A 22973-nucleotide genomic window follows, 5' to 3' on the forward strand; every position below is an offset into this window, starting at 1 on the left:
GATCAGTCCCCGGGCGCGATGTGGAAGAGTGCCTGGCCGTGCTCCACCATGTCGCCGTCCTCGACCAGCACGCGCTGCACCGTGCCGGCAACCCCGGCGACCACCGGCGTGAACAGCTTCATCACCTCGATCAGGCACACCTCGGTGTCGGCCTCGACCCGCTGCCCGACCTCGACGTAGGGCGCTGCGCCCGGCTTGGGCGCGCGATAGAAGGTCCCGAGGTTGGGTGCGTGCACCACCGTGGCGTCGTCGGCGGCCGCCGGTTCCGGCCCGGGCGCCGGAGCTGCATCCGGCGTCGGCGGTGCGGCGGTCGTGGCCGGTGCGGCGGCCGGCGCCGCTGCCACCGCGGCGGTGCCGCCCGCCGTCTCCAGGCCGGGGGCACCGGCGTCGCGGTCGAGATGCAGCTCGGTATCGCCCACCCGCAGGTGCAGCGAGCGCCAGTCGGACTGTTCGAACAGCGTGAGCAGTGCGTGGATATCGGCCGGTTGCAATCCGTTCATGCGGTAGCGCTCTCGACGGGGGCGGATTCGGTGACGTGAATGGCCGCGAGCAGGGCCGGCAGGCGCGGCTCGGCGACGATGAAGGCGAGGCCCGCGCGCATGGCTGCCGCCACGCCGGCCTCGCTGGCGATGGCGCCGCCGCGGGCGCCGTCGAAGCGGTCGGCGAGACCCGCCAGCGCGGTCGCCACGGCGTCCGGGTCGGCGCCGCCCTCGATGCCGGCGAGGTCCGCGACGCGCGCCCCCGCCGGCACCTCGTGCGGCGCCAGCACGCGCAGCGGGCTGGCGGTGCGCGCCCAGGCCAGCAGCTCGGCGAGCGCGGCCTCGTCGTCCTCGTGCGGCACTTCCACCGACAGCGCGCCGTCGTAGACGCGACCGGCGCCGCCGTCGACGGTGACGGTGCGACCGGCGAGCTGTTCGCAGGCACCCGTGCCGCAGCCCACCACGCAGGGGACGCCGAGCGCGCGTCCCACCACGGCGGCGTGCGAGGTGCTGCCGCCGAGCTCGGTGACCACCGCGCGCGCGGCCAGCATGCCGTGCAGATCGTCGGGGCTGGTCGACGGGCGCGCCAGCACCACCGCCTCTCCGGCAGCCGCGCGGCGCTCGGCCTCGTCGCTGTCGGTGACGACGACGCCGCTGCCGACGCCGGGCGAGGCGGCCTCGCCGTGCAGCAGGGACGCGGCGTCGTCCGCCGCATTCGCCGTCAGCCGGGGGCTGAGCAGGGCATGCACCTGCGCCGGCGTGACCCGGCGCAGCGCTTCGGCGGTGTCGATGCGGCCCTCGTGGCAGAGGTCGACGGCGGTGCGTACGGCAGCCTGCGCCGAGCGCTTGGCGGCGCGCGACTGCAGCAGGAAGAGCCGGCCGCGCTCCACCGTGAACTCGATGTCCTGTACATCGCCGGCGGTCGCTTCCAGCGTCTCCGCGGCCTCGAGCAGCGCAGCGTGCACCGCCGGTGCCGAGGCCGCCAGCGCATCCAGCGACTGCGGCGTGTGACTGCCCGAGACCACGTCCTCGCCCTGGGCGCAGGCGAGATACTCGCCGTAGGGTTCGGGTTCTCCGCTCAGCGGATTGCGCGAGAACAGCACGCCGGTGCCGCTGTCGGCACCCATGTTGCCGAACACCATGGCCTGCAGCGTCACCGCGGTGCCGAGGTCGTCGTCGATGCCGTGATGGCGCCGATAGCGCTGCGCGCGGCGCGAGCGCCAGGAGTCGAAGACCGCCCCCACCGCGCCCAGCAGCAGCGCCTCGGGGGTGCGCGGCACGGCTCCGGCGGCGGCATCGATGGCGGCCCGCCACTGCTCCGGGGTGCCGTCGGGATCGAGCGCGGGCGGTGTCGCCTTGAGCACCACGCGCGCATAGAGCTCGAGGAAGCGCCGGTGGGTGTCGCGCGCGAAGGCGGCGTCGCCGCAATCCGCGGCCAGCGCGGCCTCGGTGGTGTCGTCGATGCCCAGGTTGAGCACCGTGTCCATCATGCCGGGCATCGACACCGGGGCACCCGAGCGCACCGACATCAGCAGCGGTCGCGGCCCGGCGCCGAAGCGGCGGCCGGTGGCCTGCTCCAGCCAGGCGACGCCGTCGCGGATCTCGTCGATCAGGCCCTCGGGCAGCGCGCCGTCGCGCAGATAGTCCCGGCAGGCGGCGGTGGTGATCACCACCGCCGGCGGCACCGGCAGACCCCGGGTCGCCATGTGGGCCAGCGACCATGCCTTGCCACCGACCACTGCCCGCGGCGGCAGCTCGCTGCCGTCGAGCCGGATCAGCCGGCGTTCGGCGGGCGCGCTCACACCGTCTCCTCGCGCTCGCGGCCCAGCAGGCGCAGCAGGTCCTCGTGCAGCTCGAACCACACGGTGTGGTAGCTGTCGCGGCGGGCGTCGCTGACCCATTCGTGGGCGCCGTCCTCGGCCTGCTGCAGCGCCGCGTCCAGGCGCTCGCGGTAGCGGTCGAGGCGCGGCACGTTCGCAGCGAGGCTGCGCAGCACGGTCTCGGCGCGCTCGTGCAGGGCGCCGAGGTCGTCGATGACGGCCTCGTCGTAGTCCGGATCGGAGTGGTCGTTCGGCACGGTCTGGCCGGCCACGGTCATGGTCTGCCAGCGCGTGATCAGCGCCTTGAGCTCGGTGTTGACGCGCTCGAACTGCGCGCTCGCTTCCAGGAAGGCGTCGTCCGCGCGCAGGGCTGCGTAGTGGCGCGCGTAGGCGCCGCGCAGTGCCATGTGGGCAGCCGGTGTCAGGGCATAGCGTCCGCCCTGCTCGACGGCGCGGCCGCTGTCCACCGCCGCCTTCAGCTGCTCGCTCACGGTGGCGTCGTCGAGGTCGCAGATCACGGCGATGTCGTCGGCGCCGCCGTGCTTCCGGACGGCCAGTGCGTGCAGCACCAGATGGGAGGCGGGTACCGTCATGCCTGTTCCTCGCGTGCTTCCAGGACGCGCTCGCGCACGGCGCGGCGCAGGATCTTGTTGGCGGCGCTCTTGGGCAGCTCGGACCAGATGTCGATGCCGCGCGGCCGCTTGTAGTCGGCCAGCCGCTCGCGCATGCGCGCCATGAGCGCGTCGGCATCGAGGCCGTCGCGTCCGGCCACGACCGCGTGCACGCGGTCGCCCCACTTGTCGTCGGGCAGGCCGACGACGGCGGCCTCGACCACCCCGTCGCAGCCCAGCAGGGCATCCTCGACCTCGCGCGGATAGACGTTGAAGCCGCCCGAGATCAGCAGGTCGTTCTTGCGGTCGAGGATGGTGAAGAAGCCGTCGGCATCGCGGAAGCCGACATCGCCGGTATGCAGCCAGCCCCCGCGCAGCGCGCGTTCGGTGGCTTCGGGCCGGTTCCAGTAGCCGCTCATCAGCTGCGGTCCGCGGCACACGATCTCGCCGATCTCGCCGGGCGGCAGCGGCCGGTCGTCGTCGTCGAAGACGGCGACGTCGACCATGGTGAACGGCCGGCCGCAGGCGCCGGCCCGGTCGTGATCCTCGGGCTGCAGGCAGGTGATCACCATGGGGCTCTCGGCCTGTCCGTAGACCTGCGCGAAGACGCGGCCGAAGCGGGCCTCGGCGCGCTCCAGCAGTGACGGTGCAATGGGCGAGGCGCCGTAGCAGATGCGCCGGAAGCGGCCATCGGCATCGTCGATGCCGGGGGCTTCCAGGATCATCGCCAGCATGGTCGGCACCAGGAAGGTCATGGTGGCGCCGCTGCTCTCGGCCAGTGTCAGGAACTCGGCGGCGTCGAAGCGCGGCATGACCACCGAGGTCGCGCCGCGCGCCACCGCCGGCAGGAAGAACGCGCCCGAGGCGTGCGCGATGGGGGCGGCGTGCAGGAAGCGGTCGCCGGCGCGCAGGTCGGGCACGAGATCGGTGAGGAAGGCGGACAGCTCGGCGAGCTCGCCGCGCGTGGTCAGGGTGACGCCCTTGGGACGCCCGGTGGTGCCGCCGGTGTAGCCCAGCCGGTAGGGCGCATCGAGCGCGCGCTGGCGCTGGCAGGGGCGGTCGTCGCCGTCCGCCATCCATGCGGCCAGCCGCTCGTCGTCGATGCGCACCGGTACATCGACGGCGTCGGCATCGATCAGCGCGGCGGCGTGGATGAGGCCGCGCGCACCGCTGTCGGCGAGCTTGTAGGCATGGTCGTCGGCGGTCTCGCGGCCGTTGAGCGTGACCCGGACGAGGCCCGCCTTGGCCAGGGCGTAGTACGCCACCAGGCAGTCGATGCCGTTGGGCAGCAGGACGCCGACGCGATCGCCCTCGGCCAGGCCGGATGCCAGCAGGGCGTTGCCGACGCGGTCGGTGAGGCGGTCGAATGCGCGGAAGCTGACCGTGCGCGCACCCTCGATCAGGCAGGGTGCATCGCCGTGGTGGACCGCCGCGCGGCGGATGAGCGAACCGATCTCCATGACGCTCTCAGTCGCGCAGCGCGGCGATGTCGGCGCGGCCCAGGCCGGCGCCGCGGTCGCGCAGGTTGCGCGATTGCGCCTGGTGCAGCCGGTAGAGCTCGTCGGCAAGCGGGGTGCCGGCGTTGTACTTGATCCAGCGCTCGCACAGGAAGCGGAACCGCTCCCCGGCCAGCGCCGGCACCTCGTCGCGCGCGCGCCGGTTGTAGGTGGCGATGTCGAGCACGCCGCGGGTGGTGCGGTAGCGGTCCTGCTTGGCGTCGAGGTAGGTGACGCCGCGCTTCAGATCGCCGACCGAGGGCACGTAGTCGCCGTCGCCGAGGATGGAGTACGGGATCGGCGAGTAGATGTGCTGCGGCTGATCGGAGTGCCGCATCATGCGGTAGTCGTGGTCGCGGTGCTGGGCGCCCATGCCGACGCAGAGCTCGCCCAGCACGTCCCGCCCGTACTCGTCGTTGAGCAGCGGCCGGAGCCGCTCGGCGCGCGCATCGACCTTCATCCAGTCGTCCGGGTCGTAGCAGCCGGCGATGTGGGCGAGGTCCTTGACGATGGCGTAGTAGGTCATGGCGCCGGCGTCCAGCATCTGGTCGCGCGTGTAGCCGGCGAAACGCTTCCACAGGCGGGTGGTGGCATCCTTGATGCGCGCGGTCAGGTCGCGGAAGGTCTCGGTGAGCGTTTCGGCGCTGTCCATGCCCACCGGCTCGTAGCCTTCGGAGAGCACGTCGGAGGTGTACAGACCGACGCCGCACAGGTGGTGCGCCTGCAGCTCGGGCTCGGACTCGAAGCTGCCCCAGTCGTCGACGATGTTGAAGTGGCAGTCGCGCACCGCCATCGTCACGGTCAGGTTGTTGTACGGGATGTCCGAGGCGACACCGTCCAGCCAGGGAAGGTCGCCTTCGGCGAGGTCGAGGAAGTCGCGCACCAGCAGCTCCTCGTTGTCGCCCAGCTTGTAGGGGCCGGAGTTGTGCAGGCTGATGCGCGACTCGCAGGCGATCAGGAAGGCGTACTGCTGCGCCGAGGCCATGAAGGCGTGGGCCGCTTCGTGCAGGGCGTCGCCCTCCGCGCAGGCGTAGAGGTCGGCGTGAAAGACCTGCAGCTGGCGCTCGGGAAGGATCTGCGACCGGTGTCCGGCCTGCTCGGCGGTGAGGTAGCCGTGGTTGCGCCGCCAGGCGAGCTCGAACCGCTTCCAGAAGTCGAGCACGTAGATGACGTCCTCGGCGGCGTCCTGCGGGCGGATCAGGCCCAGGTCGATGAGCCATTCCCGGCCCAGCAGATAGAAGCAGGGCAGCCCCCACATCGCCGGTGTCTGGCAGCGCGTGCCCATGCTGCGCGCACGGTCGCCCAGGGCCTCGGCGGACATGTGGGTCTCAATCTTCCGCAGCAGCGCCGGATAGCGATAGAAGGCCATCGCGTAGGACAGCATCATGTACGACGGCACCGGGAACAGCTTCGACTCCTGGACGGTGCGGGTGACGCACAGCCAGTAGGTCTCGTCACCGTTGATCTGCAGCAGGTTGTTGGTCTCGAGGAGCTGGGCGTAGCTGATGGCGGGCGCACTCATGAGCGGTCTCCCTCGGGCAGGCGCCAGACGCGGGCGGTGACCTCGCGGCCGCTCTGGTAGTCCTCGGCGGTCTTGGCGGTGGCGGTGCATTCCATCTCGACGCGGTCGCCTTCGCGGATGCCGTCCACGCGCGCGTTCATGAGGCACGGAATGCCGTATTCGCGGGTCAGGATCCCGAGGTGCGAGCGCACCGTCCCCCCGGCGCATATCACGCCCTTGAACTGCTCCAGGATCGGCGCGGTGAGCGTGCCGCCGGAGTCGTCGATGACGGCGATGGTGTCGGGCGGCACGCCGTCGGAGAGCCAGGCCAGGACACGGTCGTTGGAGCGCACGTAGCGCGCCGTGCCGATGCGGTTCTCGCGGTAGCGCACGACGTTGTCGCCGACGCCGCGCTGCTCGCGGCCGTCTTCGTCGGGCGCGCCGACCGGGGCGTCCGGATGGTGGAAGCAGAAGGCCGCGGGGTCCTCGCCGTCGCCTGCGGTCGGCTTGTAGGCCTCGGGCCGCTCCTGCGGCGAGATCGCGGCCGACCAGTCGAAGCGGTGCCCGCTGTCCAGCAGCTGCTGCTCGACGGCGCGGAAATCGTCGCCGCTCCCGCCGGCGGCGCTGTCGCCGGTCACGAGCGGACGCCAGTCACCGCCCGAGGCATCCAGGCACTGCCGTGCCAGTTCGCGGGTGGCGCCGTGGAACGCCTCGACGACGGCGGAAGGCGATTCCTGGCCGTACTTGTCGGCATCGGTGGTCAGCCTGGCCATGCGGTCTCCTCATTCTGTGGCCGGTCACCGCCCGGGAATCTGACGCCCCGGTGCAGGCGAGCCGGTGATGGTCTCGTGCCGATATCGCGGCACTATGGTACAACAAGGTTGTAGGACAATATCGCGCGATGGGGCCGCTGGCAAGCACCCGTGCGCATCGACACGATCGATCGGGAGAGGGCGATGGACGAGGACGGCAGGGCCACCGGCACGCTGCTGGTGAACGACGACGGCATCGACGCCCCCGGTCTGCGCCTGCTGGAGGCGGCGGTCGGCACCGACTTCGGCGCGGTCACCGTGGTGGCACCGACCGACGAGCGCTCCGGGGCATCCCACGCCATATCGGCGAGCCATCCGGTACGCCTGCACCGTCGGGACGACAGGCACGTCGCGGTGCACGGCACGCCCACCGACTGCGTGCTGCTGGCGTGGTACGAACTGATGGCGCGGGCCCGGCCCGGACTGGTGCTCTCGGGCATCAACCGCGGGGCCAATCTCGCCGAGGACGTCATCTACTCGGGGACCGTGGCTGCGGCCATCGAGGGGGCGCTGCTGGGCGCGCGCTCAGTGGCGCTCAGCCAGGTGGTCAGCCTGGAGGCGGGCGCGCGGACGCAGTGGGAGACGGCGCGACGCATGCTGCCGGAGGTGCTGGACTTCCTCGTCGCGCAGCCCTGGCCGGAAGGGGTTCTGTACAACGTCAATTTTCCGGACTGTCCGCCCGAGGCGGTGCGCGGCATGCGCATCACCGCCGCAGGCCGTCGCCCGCCCGGCGCCTTCCAGCCGCTGCGCGCGGTCGACGGCCGCAACGTGCCGCTCTACTGGATCCGGCTGTCCTATCCGGAGGGAGCGGCCCCGCCGGGCAGCGACCTCGAGGCCATCGCCGACAACGCCGTCTCGATCACGCCGCTGCAGCTCGATCTGACCGCGCACCGTCATGCCGCGCGACTGGCGGACGCGCTCGGCGGGCACGGCGGCTGACCGGTGCGGTCGCTCAGTGCGCGAACGACGCCCCGGCGCGCGCGCTGCTGTCCTGCCGGAGGAACCACAGGAAGAGCAGCGAGAACAGCAGGTCGCCGACCGCGATCAGCTCGAACAGGATGGGCACATCGCCACGCACCCACAGCACGGTCGCGATCACCCAGACGCCGACCTTGCCGACGAAGCCCATGAAGGCGATGCCGCGGTTGCCGACCGGATCCCGGCTCACCATGTAGTAGCCGATGCCGAAGACCGTCACCAGCCACCAGAACAGGCCGTACCAGACCGGATTGGCCGGGACGCCGCCCTCGATGGCGGCAAAGCCCAGCAGTTGCAGGGTCGCGGTCGGGAACAGCACGAAGGCTCCCGCGACCAGCAGGTTGAATACCGCGCCCACGAGAAAGATCAGCTGCCAGTTCTGTCGGCTCATGTCAGGTCTCCGGACTGTCGTTGGAATGGTGCCGCCGCCGGCATCGGCGGACGGCGGTCTCGAACGCGGGACGTTGCGCCCCGTCGTGAAGGTGGCCGGGGGCACCGTTCCCGCCGACCGGATACAAAACACCGCATGCGTTGCGATCGACCGGGCGTGTCCGCGCGTCGCCCGAGGGGCGAGGGAGGAGAAGGGCGCGGGCGCGCCGGGGGGACGGTGATCGCGCCAACTGCGGAATCTGTCGAACCGGCTGCACCGCGGCTCGCGCGGGGGGACGGCGGCGACCGGAGCCACGAGTCGGACGCGGGTCGGCGTCGGCGGCATCCGCGGCACCCTGCCGGGCCGCTGGCGTCCTCGCTGCGCTCATGTGTCGCTCCTCGTTCTTGCGCGCGGGGGAACGCGCGGGTCGCCGGCGTCTCGCGCACCGGTTCTGATGGTTTCGAGTCTAGGAAGGCCCCCCGGACCGGGCACTACACCAATGGGTAGTTTTCCGGTGGCGGCGCCGCGCGATGGCGCGGTGCACCATTTGCAATCGGCCCGGCGTCGGGGCATTGTCCAGCGCTGGGCGCCCTCCCGGCCCGCCCCGGCCGTGCCGCCCGGCGCGGCGCCGTGAACCCTCGCCGCGGAAACCGATCGCCGCCGATGCAGCCCGTATCAGAGCCGCCAACCGTCGCTGCCCGCCCCGACGCTCCCGAGTCGTCGGCACCCGTGCTGCTGGGCCCGAACGGCACGGTCCTGCGCACCGACATCCTGCAGCGCGTGTTCGGCGAGCCCCGGCCGCGCGTGGTGCTGCTGCAGGGGCCCGCCGGGCACGGCAAGACCACCCTCATGCAGCAGATCCGGGCGCGCATGGACGAGCGCGACGCGGCCACCGGCTGGGTCTCGCTGGAGGAGGGCGACAACGACACCAGCCGGCTGTTCGGCCATCTGCAGACGCTCCTGCAGTCGGTGGAGGCGCAGTCGGCGAACTCCGGCGCGGCGCCGTCGGCGCCCAAGGTCAAGGCGGGCCGCGCACCGCGCTCGGACTGGATGGTCGACCGGCTCGATCGCCTCGAAGGCGAGGTGGCGCTGTTCTTCGACGAGTTCCAGACCCTGCACAACCGCTCCATCCTCGATTTCTTCCGGACGCTGCTCGAGCGGCTTCCGGAACGCGTCACCGTGGTGATCGGCTCGCGCACCATCCCGGAGATCGGCCTGGCGCGGCTGGTGGTGAACCACCATGCGCTGGTGCTGCGCGCCCAGGATCTGCGCTTCTCGCTGCAGGAGGCGACGGCCTTCTTCGCGTCCACCGAGGGGCTGGCGTTGAGCCGGCAGGAGCTCGAGCAGATCCACGGTCGCAGCGAGGGCTGGCCGGCAGCGCTACAGCTCTACCGGCTGTCGCTGGCGAGTCCCAGCGTGCGGCAGTCGCTGACCGACATCGCCAGCTTCCGGCCGCGCGAGCTCGCCGATTACCTGGCCGACAACGTGCTCGGCCTGCAGTCCGAGGACGTGCAGGGCTTCCTGCGCGATACCGCGCCGCTGCGCCGCCTGTGCGGCCCGCTGTGCGATGCCGTGCTGGAGCGCGACGACGCCCAGCGCATGCTGCTGCATCTGGAGCGCGCCGGCATGTTCCTGCGCAGCCTCGATTCCGACAACTACTGGTTCAAGTACCACACGCTGTTCTCGGGTTTCCTGGCCGAGCAGCAGCGCGAGCAGGCACCCGAGCGCGTGCAGGCCGTCCATCGCCACGCCGCCCGCTGGTTCGCCGACAACGCGCACTACGACGATGCCATGCATCACGCCATCGCCGGCCGCGACTTCGCGCACGCCGCCGAGGTGCTGGACCACTGGGCGACGCGCCTGGTCATGGACGGCGATCTCATGACGGTCGAGCGCTGGTACGACCGGCTGCCGCTCGACGAGATCGAGGCGCGTCCGGACCTGGTCGTGAAGGTGGCCTACTCGCTGGCCTTCCTGCGCCGCCGCCAGAAGCTGGGGCAGGTGCAGGCCATGCTCGAGCGCCAGGCCGCCAGCAAGGATCCCGGGCTCGCCGCGCGGCCCTCGGTGGTGCGCTCGATGATCCTGATCATCCAGGACGACGTCAGCGGCGCGCGCGACGTCATCGAGACCGTCGACCTGCACGCCGGCGACGCCACCGGATTCCGCGCCTTCGAGCTCGGTGCCGGCGCCAACCTGGTGGGCTATCTCGGCATCGCCGCCGGCGAGTGCGAACGCGCCCACGAGTACCTTTCGCTGGCCCGCGCGCACAGCGACCGCGCCGGCGCCGCCTTCAGCTGGGGGTACTCGGTGAGCACGGCCGGCGTCAATCTCATGGTGCAGGGGCTGCTCCAGGAGGCGCTCGAGAAGTTCCGGCAATGCATCGCCGAGCCGCGCATCACGCTCGACGAATCGGTGGCCTCGGCGGTGCTGGTCGCCTGCCATGTGCAGGCGCTCTACGAGACCAATGCCCTCGACGAGGCGCGCGCCCAGTTCGAGCAGTTCCGCGACGTCATCCGCAACGCGGCGCTGCTCGACTACATGGCGCTGGCCTACATCGCGCAGGCCCGCATCCACGATGCGCAGGGCGAACCGGCGCTGGCGCAGGAGCGTCTGGACGAGGCCGAGTCGGTCGCGCACGCCAGCAACTGGCCGCGCCTGCTGCGCCTCATCAACTGGGAGCGCGTGCGGCGCGCGCTGGTGCGGCGCGAGCTCGACCGCGCGCAGTCCATCGCCAGCCGCATCTCGGCGGCGCCGCTGTCGCGGCCCGAGGGCTGGCTGCCCTTCTGCGAGGACGCCGAGGGCGACATCATCGGGCAGATCCGGCTCGACATCGCCGAGGGCAGCGCCGAACGGGCGCTCTCGCGCACCGGCGAGGCGATGACCGCGGCCATCGCGCAGGGGCGCGTGCGGCGCCAGATCAAGCTGCTCATCCTGGAGGCCCTGGCGCATCGCGTGCTCGGTGCGGAGAAGCTGTCGCGGCGTGCCATGCAGAAGGCGGTCGCGCGGGCGGCGCCCGGCGGATTCCTGCGCACCTTCGTCGACGAGGGGGCGGAGGCGCTGGCCCTGGTGCGCGACGTGCACGCCGCCGTGTCGGATGCCGGCGCCGGCAGCGGCTTCGAGCAGGTGCGCGACTTCACCCAGCGCGTGCTCGCCATCTCCGGTGTCGAGTGCGGCACGTCCTCGGTGCTCGAGGGCGCGCACTTCCAGCCTCTCGAGCCGCTCACCGACCGCGAGCAGCAGATCCTCACCCTGGTCGCCCAGGGCGCGTCCAACCGGCGCATCTCGGACGCCATCTTCGTGTCCGAGAACACCGTCAAGTTCCACCTCAAGAACATCTACTCGAAGCTGGCCGTGGGCAGCCGCGCGCAGGCGATCAACGCCGCGCACCAGATGGGCCTTATCTGAGCCGGCGCTTCCCCGCCCCGTCCGTCTCCCGGGAGGACGGGGAGACGGACGGGGGCGGGCCCGTGCTCAATCCTCCCCGGCCGGCCCGCGCCACAGCACCTCGTAGAGGTCGTGGCGCCGGTCCTTCCAGTTCTGCACGGTGCCCGACTGGCGCGCCTGGTGAAGCGCGTCGAGGTCGAGATCGGCGAAGGCGATCTGCTCGACGTTGGGCGTGGTGTCGGCGGCGACGCCGTCGCGCGCGAACGGGAAGTCGCACGGCGTGATGATGGCGCTCTGCGCGTAGTGGATGTCCATGTTGTGGAAGCGCGGCAGGTTGCCGACGTTGCCGGCGATGGCGACGTAGACCTGGTTCTCGACCGCGCGCGCGTGCGCCGAGTAGCGCACGCGCAGGTAGCCGTTGCGCTCCTCGGTGGAGTACGGCACGAACAGCATGGTGGCGCCCTGGTTGACCAGATGGCGTGCCAGCTCGGGGAACTCGCTGTCGTAGCAGGTGAGCACGCCGATGGTGCCGCTGTCGGTCTCGATGGCACGCACCACGTCGCCGCCCTCGATCTGCCACCAGTAGCGCTCGCCGGGCGTCGGATGGATCTTGGGCTGCTCGTGCACGGCGCCGTCGCGCAGGAAGACGTGCGCCACGTTCTGCAGCGCGCCGTCGCGCGTGAACTGCGGGTGGCTGCCGGCGATGATGTTGACGTTGTAGCGGATCGCCAGTTCCTGGAAGAGCTCCTCGAGCTGCTCGTTGTAGTCCGCCAGGCGCCGGATGGAGTCCTGCGGGGACATCTCGCGGTCCTCGATGGAGAGCAGCTGGAACGCGAAGTACTCCGGGAACAGGACGAAGTCGGACTTGACGTCGGCCACCGCATCCACGAAGTGGCGCACGATCTTGGCGAACTCGTCGAAACTCTCGATGCCGCGCTGCAGGTACTGCACCACCGCCAGGCGCACGACATTGGCCGGCCGGTCGGGCGCCGACGAGGTCTTGGTGGTGGTGACCTCGGCCTGGCGGTTGCGCCAGACCATGTGCGTGGCGTGGCCCACCGACTCGCGGTCCGAGGGAAGGTAGTTGCGGAGCACGCCGATGCACTCGAAGCCCTGCTGCAGCTGGAAGCTCATCACCGGGTCGCGGATCTTGCGCTCGCGCACCGCCTCGCAGTAGGCCTCGACATTCTCGTAGCGCTTGCGCCGGCGCGCGTAGCCCGGGATCCGCCCGCCGAAGACGATGCCCTTGAGCATCTCGTCGACGCACAGCTTGCGGCGTGCCGAGTAGAGCCGGTGGCCGATGCGCAGGCCGCGGTAGTCGGGGTCGACGCAGACCTCGTAGGCGTAGAGCCACTCGCCGTCCGGGTCGTCGGTGGTGCCGTAGCCGCCGCCGGTGATCTGGCGCCAGTTGTGGTGCGCCAGCGCGCGTTCCTCGGAGATGCGCAGCGATGCCGAGTAGCCCACGATGGCGTCCTCGTAGATCGCCAGCATGTGGCCCTTGGGGAAATGGTTCAGCTGGCCGCGGAGCTGGTCGGTGCTGTACGGCCCCATCTCGGTGTAGACCTTCGCCACCAGCGCGTGGATGGCGGGGATGTCGTCCGGGGTGGCCTGTCGGATGTAGAGCTTCTGGCCGCGCTTGGGCATGGTGGAACTCGCTTGTGGGACAGGACGCCGCTGGCGGGCGTCATGGAACCGTCATCGCACTGTCACGGAGTGACAACGCCGGCGTCATAGGCTCGCGCCCATGCTCGTCAGGTGCGGAGTGCGGACATGCGCATAGCTTACGGGGTCATGGGATACGGACGCGGACACGCCATGCGCACGATGAGCGTGCTGCCCGCCCTCATGGCCGAGCACGAAGTCACGGTCTACGCCGGCGGCGACGCCTTCGATGTGCTCGCTCCTCTCTTCCCGACCGTCCGCATTCCGACCATCGGCTACCGCTACAACAACCGCGGCGGGCATTCGGTTCCCCGCACGGTCCGCGAGAATCTGGCGCCGATGGCCGATCTGCTGCTGCGCGGCCCGGGCACCGATGCCCTGGAGCGCGAGCTGACCAGCCGCGGTACCGAGCTCATCATCTCCGACTCGGAGGCCTGGACGCACCGCGCCGGGCAGCGTCTCGGCATCCCGCGCATCAGCTTCGACCATGTCGGCATCATTGCCTGGTGCCGCCCGCACTTCCCGACCGACCTGTGGCTGGCCGGCCAGCGCGATGCCTGGGGCTACCGCACCCTGATGGGCGAGCCCGACCGCGTGCTGATCTCCAGCTTCTATCCGGCCGAGCCGTACCGCGACGACGCGCGCATCGTCGGACCCATGCTGCGCGACGTGGTCAAGGCGCAGAAGCCGGCGCGCGGCGACTTCCTGCTGGTCTACTTCAACAAGGGCATGCACCAGTACCGCGCCCACGTCGACCGCACCCTGCGCCTTCTGGAGATGCCGGTGAAGGTCTACGGCACGCCCTGGGAAGGCAGCAGCGAGAACATCGAGTTCTGCGCCCCCAGCAACGAGTGGTTCGTCCGCGATCTCGCCCAGTGCCGGGCCGTGCTGTCCACCGCCGGCAACCAGCTCATCGGCGAGGCGCTTCACCTGGGCAAGCCCCTGCTCGCCGTGCCCGAGGACGCCTTCGAGCAGCGCCTCAACGCGGCGATGGTCGAGCGCATGGGCGTCGGCATGCGGGTCGGCGCCAGCGCGCTGACGCCGTCGCACGTCGACCGCTTCCTGTCGCAGGAGGATGCCTTCGCCGCACGCACCGCCGAGTACGCCGGCGATGGCCGCACCGAAGCGGTGGCGACGCTCGACCGCTATATCCAGGAGCTCGGCGGCGCCCGCCAGCCGCGCCGCCGGCCCGCCGGGGCGGCGGCACGGCGCGCGCCGCGCGATCGCGCCGCGGGCGACCACGCCACCGCGCACTGAGCCTAGTCGCGCGCGCGGAAGTCCAGCGCTGCCGAGTTGATGCAGTAGCGCTTGCCGGTGGGCGCCGGTCCGTCGTCGAAGACGTGCCCCATGTGCGCGTCGCAGCGCGCGCAGTGCACCTCGGTCCGCGTCATGCCGAGCGAGGTGTCGGTCGTGGTGGCGACCGGTGCGTCCTCGGCGGGCTGCCAGTAGCTCGGCCAGCCGGATCCGGAGTCGTACTTGTGGACCGCATCGAACATGGGCGCGCCGCAGCACACGCAGTGATAGCGCCCGTCGGCGTGATGATCGTGGTAGGCACCGGTGAAGGCGCGCTCGGTACCATGCTGGCGCGTGACGCGATAGCTTTCCTCCGGCAGCTGCTCGCGCCAGGCGTGATCGCTCTTCTCCACCCGTTCCGCCGCGGCGGATCCGGGACTTTCGGAATCCTGCATGCTCCACCTCCGGTTGGTTGACGGCGCCGCGAGCCGCGCGGCGCCATGCCACGATGATGCCGCACCGCGGCCGGGCAATGGCGCGCGTATCGCGCTCGTCGCCGCGTGCGTGCTCCTGGGCAGCTGCGCGCGCGCCTTCGGCGGCGATGCGACACCGCTGCGATCGCCGGCGCTGGTCGAGCTCAGCGGCCTGGCGCCGGCGACCGGTTCGTCCGTCCACTGGGGCCACAACGATCACGGCAACGCGGCGCGGCTCTACCGGGTGGGCCCCGACGGCGCCGATCTCGGGACGGTCGCGGTCGAGGGGGCGCGCAACCGCGACTGGGAGGATCTCGCCTGGATGGATACCGCCGAGGGGCGCTGCCTGCTGGTGGGCGACATCGGCGACAACCTGGCGCGGCGCGAGCATGCTCGGGTGTACTTCGTGCCGGAGCCGGCGGCCGATGCCGACACGGTCGCGGCCGCCGGAACCCTGACGGTGCGCTACCCGGACGGCGCGCGCGACGCCGAGGGGCTGGCCTTCGATCCGCGCGAGCGCGCGCTCTATCTGCTCAGCAAGCGCGAGACGCCGCCGGTGCTCTACCGGTTGCCGGTGGGAGCGACCTGCGCCGCCGGGAACGATGCCAGCACCGTGGCCGAGCGTGTCGCCGACGTCGTGCTGCCGCCGCCACCGCCCTGGCAGCTGTTCTCCGGGCCGCACTTCGGTCTGATGTTCAATCTGCCCACCGCGCTCGATATCAGCACCGACGGCGCGCGCCTGGCGGTGCTCGCCTACGGCGCGGTGGTGGTCTACGACCGCGCCGACGGCGAGGGCTGGGCGTCGGCGCTGCTGCGTCGCGGCGCGCGCGTGATCTTCCCGCCGATGGAGCAGGCCGAGGCGCTGGCACTCTCGGCGGACGGTACCAGCGCGCTGATCGGCAGCGAGGGGGAACCCGGGCACGTGCAGCGGGTCGTACTGCCGGCCTTCGATGCGAAGCGCCCGCGGCGCGCCCAGCCACTAGACTAGCGCGCACCCTCGAACGCAACCGGGAGCCTCCATGCTGTTGTCGTCCGCGCGTGTCCTTGCACCGGCGCTGCTCGCGCTCACGATCTCCCCGGTCGCGCCGGCGACACCGGCAGGCGCCGGGACGGAGCCGTCGTCGGGCGTGATCCGGGCCAACATGGATCCGTCGGTGGATCCCGGCGACGACTTCTACCGGTACGTCAACGGCCGCTGGCTGGCCCGCACCGAGATCCCCGCGGACCGCTCCAACTACGGCACCTTCTCGATCCTGCACGACCGCACCCGCGAGCAGCTGCGCGCCCTGGTCGAGGCCATTCCGGCCGAGGGAGCCGATACGGAGAGCGCCAAGCTGGCGGCGCTGTACCGCAGCTACATGGATCTCGGCGCCATCGAGGCGCGCGGCATCGCGCCGCTGCAGCCGCTGCTGGACCGCATCGCCGGCATCGACGCGCGCGATCAGCTGCCGGCGCTGCTCGCCGATCTGCAGCGCATCGGCGTCGAGCTGCCGGTGGGGCTGTCCATCTACCGCGATGCGCGCGCGCCGGAGCGCTACGCGCTGTACCTGAGCCAGTCCGGGCTCGGGCTGCCGGATCGCGCCTACTACCTGTCCGACAAGGCGCGCTTCGCCGAGCTGCGGCCGGCCTACCGGGCCCACGTCCGGCGGTTGCTGGCCCTGGCCGGGGTCGCCGACGCCGGCCGGCGCGCCGAGGCCGTCATGACGCTGGAGCGCGACCTCGCCGACGCGCACTGGACGCGCGTGGCGTCGCGCGATCGCGAGGCGACCTACAACCCGGTGCCGCTTGCCGAGCTCGGCGAGCGCGCGCCCGGCTTCGACTGGCGGGCCTTCTTCGCCGCCCTCGGGCAGACCGAGCCCGAGCGCGTCATCGTGCGCCAGCCGGAAGCGGTGGCGGCGACCGCGCGCATGCTCGGCGAGGCCGACCTCGACCGGCTGCGCGGCTGGATCGCCTATCACACCGTCGCCGCGCTGGCGCCCTATCTGAGCTCGCCGCTGGTGGACGAGCACTTCGCCTTCCACCAGGCCACGCTGAGCGGCGTCGAGCGTCAGAAGCCGCGCTGGAAGCGCGCGCTGAGCCTGGTCGAGGACGGCATGGGGGAGGCGCTGGGCAAGCGCTACGTGGCGGCGCACTTCCCGGCCCGCCAGCGCGCGCGCGTGCAGCGCATGGTCGACTACCTGACCGAGGCCTACCGCCAGCGCATCGCGGCGCTGGAATGGATGAGCCCGGACACGCGCGCCGAGGCGCTCGACAAGCTGTCGCGGTTCACCACCAAGATCGGCTATCCCGACGAGTGGCGTGACTACGGCGGGCTGGAGGTGCGCGCCGACGATCTCTTCGGCAATGTCCTGCGCCTGCGCCGGCACGAGTTCGCGCATCACTACGGCAAGCTCGGCCATCCCATCGACGAGGACGAGTGGTTCATGACGCCGCAGACGGTCAACGCCTACTACAGTCCGGGCGGCAACGAGATCGTCTTTCCGGCCGCCATCCTGCAGCCGCCGTTCTTCCATCCGGACGCCGACGACGCCATCAACTACGGCGCCATCGGCGGCGTCATCGGCCACGAGATCGGGCACGGCTTCGATGACCAGGGCTCGCGCTTCGACGGAACCGGCCGCATGCGCGACTGGTGGACCGAAGCCGATCGCGAGCGCTTCGAGGACCGCACCGGTGCGCTGGTCGCGCAGTACGACGCCTTCTGTCCGCTGCCCGACCACTGCGTCAACGGCGCGCTGTCACTGGGCGAGAACATCGGCGACCTCGGCGGCCTCGGCATCGCCCGGGTGGCCCATGGCCTGGCGCTCGCGGATGCCGCGCAGGAAGGCGACGCGGATGCCCTCTTCAGCGGCGAGATCGGCACCGGCCGCGCGCGCGGCACGGTCAGCAACGCGGTGATCGACGGCTTCTCGCCCGAGCAGCGCTTCTTCATCGGCTGGGGGCAGATCTGGGCGCGCAAGTACCGCGAGTCCGAGCTCATCAACCGGCTCAACAACGGTCCGCATTCGCCCGACCGCTACCGCGCCAACGGCGTGGTGCGCAACATCGATGCCTGGTACGCGGCCTTCGACGTCCAGCCCGACGACGCGCTCTACCTGCCGCCCGATGCGCGCGTCTCGATCTGGCGCGGCGACTGAATGCCACCGGCGGTCGACTGCGCGGGCGGGTGGCGGTGGCACGCGGCGATAGCGACGATGGTCGCGGCGCTGGGTGTATCCGCGACCGCGCCGGTGCGGGCCGCGGAGGATGCTCCGGTTTCGCTGCGCATCCTGGGGTTCGTCGAGCACGTCCGCATCCTGGAGTCGCCTCCGCTGCGCGTGAAGGCGCGGCTCGACACCGGCGCGCGGACCTCCTCGCTGACCGCGCGCAATCCGGTCACGACCCAGCGCAACGGGGTCGAGTGGATCGCCTTCGAGGTCGACGACCCCGATGATGGTGTCGAGGCGGTGCGCTACCAGCTGCCGGTCGAGCGCTATGTGCGCATCAAGCGCCACGACGGCAGTCACCAGCGCCGCCCGGTGGTCCGCATGCACTTCTGCCTGGCGGATGTGGCACTGGTGCGCGAGGTGTCCCTGATCGATCGCAGCGAGCTCATGTATCCCATGCTGATCGGGCGCAATTTCCTCGCTGGCCGCATACTCGTCGACGCTTCGGATAGTCTGACCACGGATCCGGCCTGCCCCGCCGACGGCGGAGCACGCGAAAACGGCAAGAACGACAGCGGGGACGAGCACGATGACGACGGCGATGAAGCCGAGTAGCGGAAGCGCGCACGCGCCTGATCGAAGCACCGCGCCATGAGGCTGCACGTCTGGCTGCTGGCGCTCTCCCTGGTGGCGCTCGGTCTGGGTATGGCGTGGTACAAGCACAGCGCGCTGGGCTTTCCGCTCACCGCTCAGGCCACCACCGATACCTGGATCGTGGAGGCCCGGCTCGGATTCGTGCCCATCGGCGGGGCAGTCAAGGCCGAGCTCATGCTGCCCGAGGATCCGCCCGGGTACCGGGTGCTCGAGGAGAACTTCATATCGCGCGGCTACGGTGTCGCCGTCGAGCGCATCGACGGCCAGCGCACGGCGGTGTGGACGCAGCGGCGCCCCAGTGGCCGCCAGGCGCTGTTCTACCGCGCCACCATGCTGCCGCAGGAAATGCAGCGCGAGGCCGAGGCGGAGTCACCCGCCCCGCCCCCGGTTCCCGAGTACGAGGAGCCCTATCTGCAGGCGGTCAACTCGGTGCTGGACGAGGTGCGCAGCCGTTCCGCGGATGTCGCCACCTTCGCCTCGATGCTGATGCAGATGCTCGCCAGCCCCGAGGGCAACGACAACATCCGTCTGATGCTCGAGGGCAAGCGCTCGGATGTCGACAAGGTGGCCACTGCCATCCACATGCTGGCGGGTGCGCGCATCCCGGCGCGCATGGTGCGCGGCATCACGCTCGAGGACGGCGCGCGCGATCTGCAGCCCTCGACCTGGCTGGAGGTCCACAACGGAAGCCGCTGGGTGCCCATCAATCCGGCCAACGGCAACACCGGCTATCCCGACAACTTCGTCAAGTGGTGGAAGAGCGAGGCCGATCCGGCGCGCGTCACGCGCGCCCGCGAGGTCAACGTGCGCTTCGCCTCCAAGCGCAGCCAGCTCGATGCCATGGAAGCGCTCAGCGAGGGCACGCAGACGGGTACCTCCGGGTTCGTGGAGTTCTCCCTGCTCAACCTGCCGGTGCAGACACAGAACCTCTACCGCATCCTGCTGCTGGTGCCGCTCGGCGTGCTGCTCATCGTGGTGCTCCGCAACGTCGTCGGGGTCAAGACCTTCGGCACCTTCATGCCGGTGCTGATCGCCATCAGCTTCCGCGAGACCCAGCTCATCGGCGGCGTCGTGCTGTTCACCATCGTGACCGCGCTCGGGTTGTCGGTGCGCTTCTACCTGGAGCGGCTGAAGCTGCTCCTGGTCCCGCGCCTGGCGGCCGTGGTGGTGGTGGTCATCCTGCTCATCGCGATGCTCAGCGTGCTCAGCTACCAGCTGCGCCTGCCCACCGGCCTGTCCGTCTCGCTGTTCCCCATCGTCATCCTGGCGATGACCATCGAGCGCATGTCCATCGTCTGGGAGGAGCACGGGCCCGGCGAGTCGCTGCGTCAGGGGCTCGGCAGCCTGCTGGTGGCGGTGGCCGCCTATCTGCTCATGTTCCAGAGCAACATGGAGCACCTCATGCTGGTCTTCCCGGAGCTGCTGCTGGTGGTGCTCGCCATCGTGCTGCTGCTCGGGCGCTACACCGGCTACCGCCTCACCGAGCTGGTGCGCTTCCGCAACATGGAGTCCGATTGATGCGGTGGATCGCGTCGCCCTGGGCGCTGCGCCGGGCCGGCATCGCCGGGATGAACTGGCGCAACGCCGAGCTCATCGCCGAGCAGAATCCGCGCCGCTTCTATCCGCGCGTCGATGACAAGCTGCTCACCAAGAAGCTGGCCCAGGCCGCCGGCATCTCGGTGCCCGAGCTGTATGCCGAGGTGCGCACCAACCATGACGCCGCCGACATGCGGGAGATCCTGCGGACCCTCGACGATTTCGTCATCAAGCCCGCACACGGCGCCGGCGGCGAGGGTGTGACGGTGGTGGTCGGCCGTTCCGGCGAGATGTTCCGCAAGGCCAGCGGCGCGCTCATCGGCGAGGATGCGCTGACCCATCACGTCTCCAACATCCTCTCCGGGATGTACAGCCTGGGCGGGCGGCCGGACACGGCGATGATCGAGCAGCGCGTGATCTTCGACCCGCTGTTCGAGCGCATCACCCATCAGGGCGTGCCCGACATCCGCACCGTGGTCTATCGTGGCGTGCCCATCATGGCGATGGTGCGCCTTCCCACCCGCCTGGCCGACGGCAAGGCCAACCTGCATCAGGGCGCGGTGGGTGCCGGTGTCGACATCGGCAGCGGCACGCTGATGACCGGCATCTGGCAGAACGCGCCGACCGAACACCACCCCGACACGCACAACCGCATCGCCGGTCTGCAGATCCCGCAGTGGGAGCGCCTGCTGGAGCTCGCCGCGCGCTGCTACGAGCTCACCGGGCTGGGCTATCTGGGCGTCGACGTGGTGCTGGACGCCTATCGCGGCCCGCTCATGCTCGAGCTCAATGCGCGCCCGGGGCTGAGCATCCAGCTCGCCAACCGTGCCGGTCTGCGCACGCGCGTCGGCACCGTCGACAGCGATGCCCCGCACGGCGCGCCGGCACCGGCCCGCGTGGCCTTCGCCATGGACGCGTTCAGGAGCGCGGCGACGGCGTAGCGGCGGTGCCCGCGTCGGCGTAGTCGGCGATCACCGACCACGCCCGCTCGCGCTCGGGCAGCGGGATGGACTGGTTGGCGGGGCTGGTCGACGGCAGGGCGTGCAGGCGCAGCGCCGGCCGCAGCCGCGTGCACTCGTCGGCGAGGTGGCGGCGGAACATCGCAACCGTGCGGCCGCCGTTCAGCAGGATCGCGCGGATGCCCGGATGGCGCTGGAGCAGACCGGGGATGTCGTTGGGCACTTCGCTGTCGCGTGCGATGGCGCCGTCCAGACTGCCGCGCCGGCGACAGCACGCGAGCACGTCCCAGAGCGCCACGCCGCGCGCGCACAGTGCCTGCATGCGGGCCTCGTAGGGCTGGCGTGCATCGATGCCCAGATGCAGCGCCATCATCGGCCAGAACAGGTTGCGCGGATGCGCGTAGTAGCGCTGGGCGCGCAGGGAGGCGGTGCCCGGCATCGAGCCGAGCACCAGCACCCGCGGCGCTTCCGCAGCCACGGGCGGCATGCTGACGAGCGCGCTCGCCGCGCGCTCGTCGCGTGCGGCCGTGCTACTGGAAGCGGCCGCCAACGATCCGGTCCCGGTCGTCGAGCTCGGCGAAGAAGCGGCTGTTGTTCATGCGCAACTCCTTGGTCGCGATGTCTCCGGGCAGCACCAGCGTGATGTCGGGATAGACGGCGCGGAACTCCTCCGGTGTCGGGGCGTACTCGTCGATGAAGGTGTGGAACTCCGGCACTTCCTGGACATTGCCGGGCCGCGGCGCAGGCAGCGAGCCGGTGCGCTCCTCATACACCACGCAGGCGGCGAGCAGCGTGGCGGCGAGCGCGGGCACGAGGAAGCGGGCGAAACGGAGCGAGAGGGTCATGATGGTCCCCGATCAGGATGGATGTTCCCATTATGCGGTGTCGGTGCATCGACGCTACCGTGCCAGTGATACCGGCTGCCCCAGCGGCAGCGTCGCGAACCGGATGCCCGGGCGCGCCGCGCGCGCGGCGGACAGGAAGCCGGGCAGGTCGACGCCCAGCGGCAGCGGCTGCAGCGGCGCCGAGAGCGGGCGGGTGAAGTCGTCCCAGTGCACGGCATAGACTTGGTCGGCGTCCACCGTGTCCACCACCGCCGCGAGATAGCGCGGCAGGTCGTCGATCATCGCGACCCCCAGCAGCACGGTATCGGCCCTGACCGCGCGCAGGGCGCCCGGCTCGAAGCCCGCGCTGCCGTGATGCAGCACGCTCCCGTCCGGGTGCGTCACCGCGATCGACCAGGCGCCGCCGAGGCGGTAGGCCAGCGCCGTCGCCGGCGGTGTCAGCGGGGCATCGATGGTGCCGCGCGGGCGCCCGCCGGTGGCGCCGGCGTGCCGGGAGGGATGGAAGCGCAGCGTGAAGGCGCCGGCATCGACCGCCATGCCCGGCGCCACCGTCACGATGCGCGACTCGGGCAGGCCCGCGCCGCGCCCGATATTGGCGGTGCTCGCCGAGCCCACCAGCCGGGCGCCGGTAAGCCGCGCGACCAGGCCGGCGTCGAGAGCGTGGTCGTAGTGGGAATGCGATACCGCGACGGCGTCGAGGCGCTGCACGCCGAGGCGTTTCAGCCACGCCCGCACGCGTGCCTCGTCCGGTGCGACCGGCCGGTTCAGCACCAGGCCGAGCTTGTCCGGCCGGCGCGTGAAGAAGGGGTCGATCATGACCGCGCTGTCGCCGTTGCGCAGCAGTGCGCCGGAGACGCCGAGCCATGTCACGGTGGTGGCGCCGTCGGCAGCGGTGGTCGCGACGTCCGTCGGCGCCGGGCCGGGGCGCGGCCAGTGCAGCCAGACGACCAGCGCGACGGCGCCCAGCGCGATGCCGGTCAGCGCAACGAACAGGATGCGACGCAGCGTGCGCAT

Annotated in this window: 20 protein-coding genes; 8 read left to right on the forward strand and 12 right to left on the reverse strand. The window is 71.2% G+C overall.

Annotated elements, in window-relative coordinates:
- Window positions 1-2: 2 nt before the first annotated feature.
- From accB to KAH28_RS12595, 6 genes are read right to left on the reverse strand one after another with little or no spacing between them, the layout of a single operon-like run.
- Entirely contained in the window at window positions 3-500 is a 498-nt protein-coding gene (accB, locus tag KAH28_RS12570) for an acetyl-CoA carboxylase biotin carboxyl carrier protein (protein ID WP_290577122.1), read from the reverse strand.
- On the reverse strand, window positions 497-2281 hold the full coding sequence (locus KAH28_RS12575; protein ID WP_290577123.1) for a pyruvate, phosphate dikinase: 1785 nt from the start codon (window positions 2279-2281) through the stop codon (window positions 497-499). Before KAH28_RS12575 ends, accB begins: the two co-directional genes overlap by 4 nt.
- Window positions 2278-2892 (reverse strand): hypothetical protein, encoded by a 615-nt coding sequence (locus KAH28_RS12580; protein WP_290577125.1) that lies wholly within the window; start codon window positions 2890-2892, stop codon window positions 2278-2280. Before KAH28_RS12580 ends, KAH28_RS12575 begins: the two co-directional genes overlap by 4 nt.
- The gene (locus KAH28_RS12585; RefSeq protein WP_290577127.1) at window positions 2889-4370 is read right to left on the reverse strand and encodes an AMP-binding protein; all 1482 of its coding nucleotides are present in this window, start codon (window positions 4368-4370) and stop codon (window positions 2889-2891) included. The genes KAH28_RS12580 and KAH28_RS12585 overlap by 4 nt, the downstream gene beginning before the upstream one ends.
- A gap of 7 nt (window positions 4371-4377) precedes the next feature.
- On the reverse strand, window positions 4378-5928 hold the full coding sequence (locus tag KAH28_RS12590) for a hypothetical protein (RefSeq protein WP_290577129.1): 1551 nt from the start codon (window positions 5926-5928) through the stop codon (window positions 4378-4380).
- Window positions 5925-6680: a PEP-utilizing enzyme gene (locus KAH28_RS12595; protein WP_290577131.1), complete on the reverse strand. Its 756-nt coding sequence runs from the start codon at window positions 6678-6680 to the stop codon at window positions 5925-5927. The genes KAH28_RS12590 and KAH28_RS12595 overlap by 4 nt, the downstream gene beginning before the upstream one ends.
- 183 nt (window positions 6681-6863) lie before the next feature.
- On the opposite strand from KAH28_RS12595, the gene surE reads away from it, so the two are divergent.
- Window positions 6864-7658 carry a 5'/3'-nucleotidase SurE gene (gene surE, locus KAH28_RS12600; RefSeq protein ID WP_290577133.1) on the forward strand — a complete coding sequence of 265 codons (795 nt, stop codon included), beginning with the start codon at window positions 6864-6866 and terminating at the stop codon, window positions 7656-7658.
- 13 nt (window positions 7659-7671) lie between these two features.
- Here surE and KAH28_RS12605 read toward each other — a convergent pair whose 3' ends face one another.
- Window positions 7672-8088 carry a hypothetical protein gene (locus KAH28_RS12605; protein WP_290577134.1) on the reverse strand — a complete coding sequence of 139 codons (417 nt, stop codon included), beginning with the start codon at window positions 8086-8088 and terminating at the stop codon, window positions 7672-7674.
- Between the two features lie 642 nt (window positions 8089-8730).
- Here KAH28_RS12605 and KAH28_RS12610 point away from each other — a divergent pair.
- Window positions 8731-11472 (forward strand): LuxR C-terminal-related transcriptional regulator, encoded by a 2742-nt coding sequence (locus KAH28_RS12610; RefSeq protein WP_290577136.1) that lies wholly within the window; start codon window positions 8731-8733, stop codon window positions 11470-11472.
- A 66-nt stretch (window positions 11473-11538) separates the two neighbouring features.
- Here the strand turns inward: KAH28_RS12610 and KAH28_RS12615 are convergent, their stop codons facing one another.
- Window positions 11539-13095 (reverse strand): carbon-nitrogen hydrolase family protein, encoded by a 1557-nt coding sequence (locus KAH28_RS12615; protein ID WP_290577139.1) that lies wholly within the window; start codon window positions 13093-13095, stop codon window positions 11539-11541.
- 126 nt (window positions 13096-13221) lie between these two features.
- Here KAH28_RS12615 and KAH28_RS12620 point away from each other — a divergent pair, with 126 nt between their 5' ends.
- Window positions 13222-14370: a glycosyltransferase family protein gene (locus KAH28_RS12620; protein WP_290577141.1), complete on the forward strand. Its 1149-nt coding sequence runs from the start codon at window positions 13222-13224 to the stop codon at window positions 14368-14370.
- A 2-nt stretch (window positions 14371-14372) separates the two neighbouring features.
- Here the strand turns inward: KAH28_RS12620 and msrB are convergent, their stop codons facing one another.
- Complete coding sequence (gene msrB, locus KAH28_RS12625) at window positions 14373-14801, reverse strand: peptide-methionine (R)-S-oxide reductase MsrB (RefSeq protein ID WP_290577143.1); 429 nt, start codon at window positions 14799-14801, stop codon at window positions 14373-14375.
- Here msrB and KAH28_RS12630 point away from each other — a divergent pair.
- The 5 genes from KAH28_RS12630 to KAH28_RS12650 are packed head-to-tail and all read left to right on the forward strand — an operon-like array spanning window position 14800 to window position 21096.
- Complete coding sequence (locus KAH28_RS12630) at window positions 14800-15807, forward strand: hypothetical protein (RefSeq protein WP_290577145.1); 1008 nt, start codon at window positions 14800-14802, stop codon at window positions 15805-15807. The two genes, msrB and KAH28_RS12630, sit on opposite strands and share 2 nt — an antisense overlap.
- A 31-nt stretch (window positions 15808-15838) precedes the next feature.
- The gene (locus KAH28_RS12635) at window positions 15839-17956 is read left to right on the forward strand and encodes a M13 family metallopeptidase (protein ID WP_290577147.1); all 2118 of its coding nucleotides are present in this window, start codon (window positions 15839-15841) and stop codon (window positions 17954-17956) included.
- Window positions 17957-18013: 57 nt separating this feature from the next.
- Window positions 18014-18580, forward strand: a complete 567-nt coding sequence (locus tag KAH28_RS12640) for a RimK/LysX family protein (protein ID WP_290577148.1) — start codon at window positions 18014-18016, stop codon at window positions 18578-18580.
- Window positions 18581-18616: 36 nt separating this feature from the next.
- Entirely contained in the window at window positions 18617-20137 is a 1521-nt protein-coding gene (locus tag KAH28_RS12645; protein ID WP_290577149.1) for a UUP1 family membrane protein, read from the forward strand.
- A complete protein-coding gene (locus KAH28_RS12650) occupies window positions 20137-21096 on the forward strand; it encodes an alpha-L-glutamate ligase-like protein (protein WP_290577150.1) in 960 nt (319 codons plus the stop codon). Before KAH28_RS12645 ends, KAH28_RS12650 begins: the two co-directional genes overlap by 1 nt.
- Here the strand turns inward: KAH28_RS12650 and KAH28_RS12655 are convergent.
- From KAH28_RS12655 to KAH28_RS12665, 3 genes are read right to left on the reverse strand one after another with little or no spacing between them, the layout of a single operon-like run.
- The gene (locus KAH28_RS12655) at window positions 21074-21601 is read right to left on the reverse strand and encodes a DNA-deoxyinosine glycosylase (protein WP_366918182.1); all 528 of its coding nucleotides are present in this window, start codon (window positions 21599-21601) and stop codon (window positions 21074-21076) included. The two genes, KAH28_RS12650 and KAH28_RS12655, sit on opposite strands and share 23 nt — an antisense overlap.
- A gap of 43 nt (window positions 21602-21644) precedes the next feature.
- Window positions 21645-21959, reverse strand: a complete 315-nt coding sequence (locus tag KAH28_RS12660) for a hypothetical protein (protein ID WP_290577154.1) — start codon at window positions 21957-21959, stop codon at window positions 21645-21647.
- Between the two features lie 54 nt (window positions 21960-22013).
- Window positions 22014-22973: an MBL fold metallo-hydrolase gene (locus tag KAH28_RS12665; protein ID WP_290577156.1), complete on the reverse strand. Its 960-nt coding sequence runs from the start codon at window positions 22971-22973 to the stop codon at window positions 22014-22016.

Origin of the sequence: Algiphilus sp. (genome assembly GCF_023145115.1) — a bacterium.
Lineage (GTDB): Bacteria > Pseudomonadota > Gammaproteobacteria > Nevskiales > Nevskiaceae > Algiphilus.

Bases quoted from the DNA above. Each gene is read 5' to 3' on its own strand.
- KAH28_RS12590 (WP_290577129.1), bottom strand. From the start codon at position 5,928: ATGAGTGCGCCCGCCATCAGCTACGCCCAGCTCCTCGAGACCAACAAC.
- KAH28_RS12630 (WP_290577145.1), top strand. From the start codon at position 14,800: ATGCTCCACCTCCGGTTGGTTGACGGCGCCGCGAGCCGCGCGGCGCCA.
- KAH28_RS12665 (WP_290577156.1), bottom strand. From the start codon at position 22,973: ATGCGCACGCTGCGTCGCATCCTGTTCGTTGCGCTGACCGGCATCGCG.
- KAH28_RS12605 (WP_290577134.1), bottom strand. From the start codon at position 8,088: ATGAGCCGACAGAACTGGCAGCTGATCTTTCTCGTGGGCGCGGTATTC.
- KAH28_RS12615 (WP_290577139.1), bottom strand. From the start codon at position 13,095: ATGCCCAAGCGCGGCCAGAAGCTCTACATCCGACAGGCCACCCCGGAC.
- KAH28_RS12595 (WP_290577131.1), bottom strand. From the start codon at position 6,680: ATGGCCAGGCTGACCACCGATGCCGACAAGTACGGCCAGGAATCGCCT.
- KAH28_RS12650 (WP_290577150.1), top strand. From the start codon at position 20,137: ATGCGGTGGATCGCGTCGCCCTGGGCGCTGCGCCGGGCCGGCATCGCC.
- KAH28_RS12635 (WP_290577147.1), top strand. From the start codon at position 15,839: ATGCTGTTGTCGTCCGCGCGTGTCCTTGCACCGGCGCTGCTCGCGCTC.
- KAH28_RS12645 (WP_290577149.1), top strand. From the start codon at position 18,617: ATGAGGCTGCACGTCTGGCTGCTGGCGCTCTCCCTGGTGGCGCTCGGT.
- msrB (WP_290577143.1), bottom strand. From the start codon at position 14,801: ATGCAGGATTCCGAAAGTCCCGGATCCGCCGCGGCGGAACGGGTGGAG.
- KAH28_RS12580 (WP_290577125.1), bottom strand. From the start codon at position 2,892: ATGACGGTACCCGCCTCCCATCTGGTGCTGCACGCACTGGCCGTCCGG.
- KAH28_RS12640 (WP_290577148.1), top strand. From the start codon at position 18,014: ATGGTCGCGGCGCTGGGTGTATCCGCGACCGCGCCGGTGCGGGCCGCG.
- KAH28_RS12660 (WP_290577154.1), bottom strand. From the start codon at position 21,959: ATGACCCTCTCGCTCCGTTTCGCCCGCTTCCTCGTGCCCGCGCTCGCC.
- KAH28_RS12620 (WP_290577141.1), top strand. From the start codon at position 13,222: ATGCGCATAGCTTACGGGGTCATGGGATACGGACGCGGACACGCCATG.
- KAH28_RS12655 (WP_366918182.1), bottom strand. From the start codon at position 21,601: ATGCCGCCCGTGGCTGCGGAAGCGCCGCGGGTGCTGGTGCTCGGCTCG.
- accB (WP_290577122.1), bottom strand. From the start codon at position 500: ATGAACGGATTGCAACCGGCCGATATCCACGCACTGCTCACGCTGTTC.
- KAH28_RS12610 (WP_290577136.1), top strand. From the start codon at position 8,731: ATGCAGCCCGTATCAGAGCCGCCAACCGTCGCTGCCCGCCCCGACGCT.
- surE (WP_290577133.1), top strand. From the start codon at position 6,864: ATGGACGAGGACGGCAGGGCCACCGGCACGCTGCTGGTGAACGACGAC.
- KAH28_RS12585 (WP_290577127.1), bottom strand. From the start codon at position 4,370: ATGGAGATCGGTTCGCTCATCCGCCGCGCGGCGGTCCACCACGGCGAT.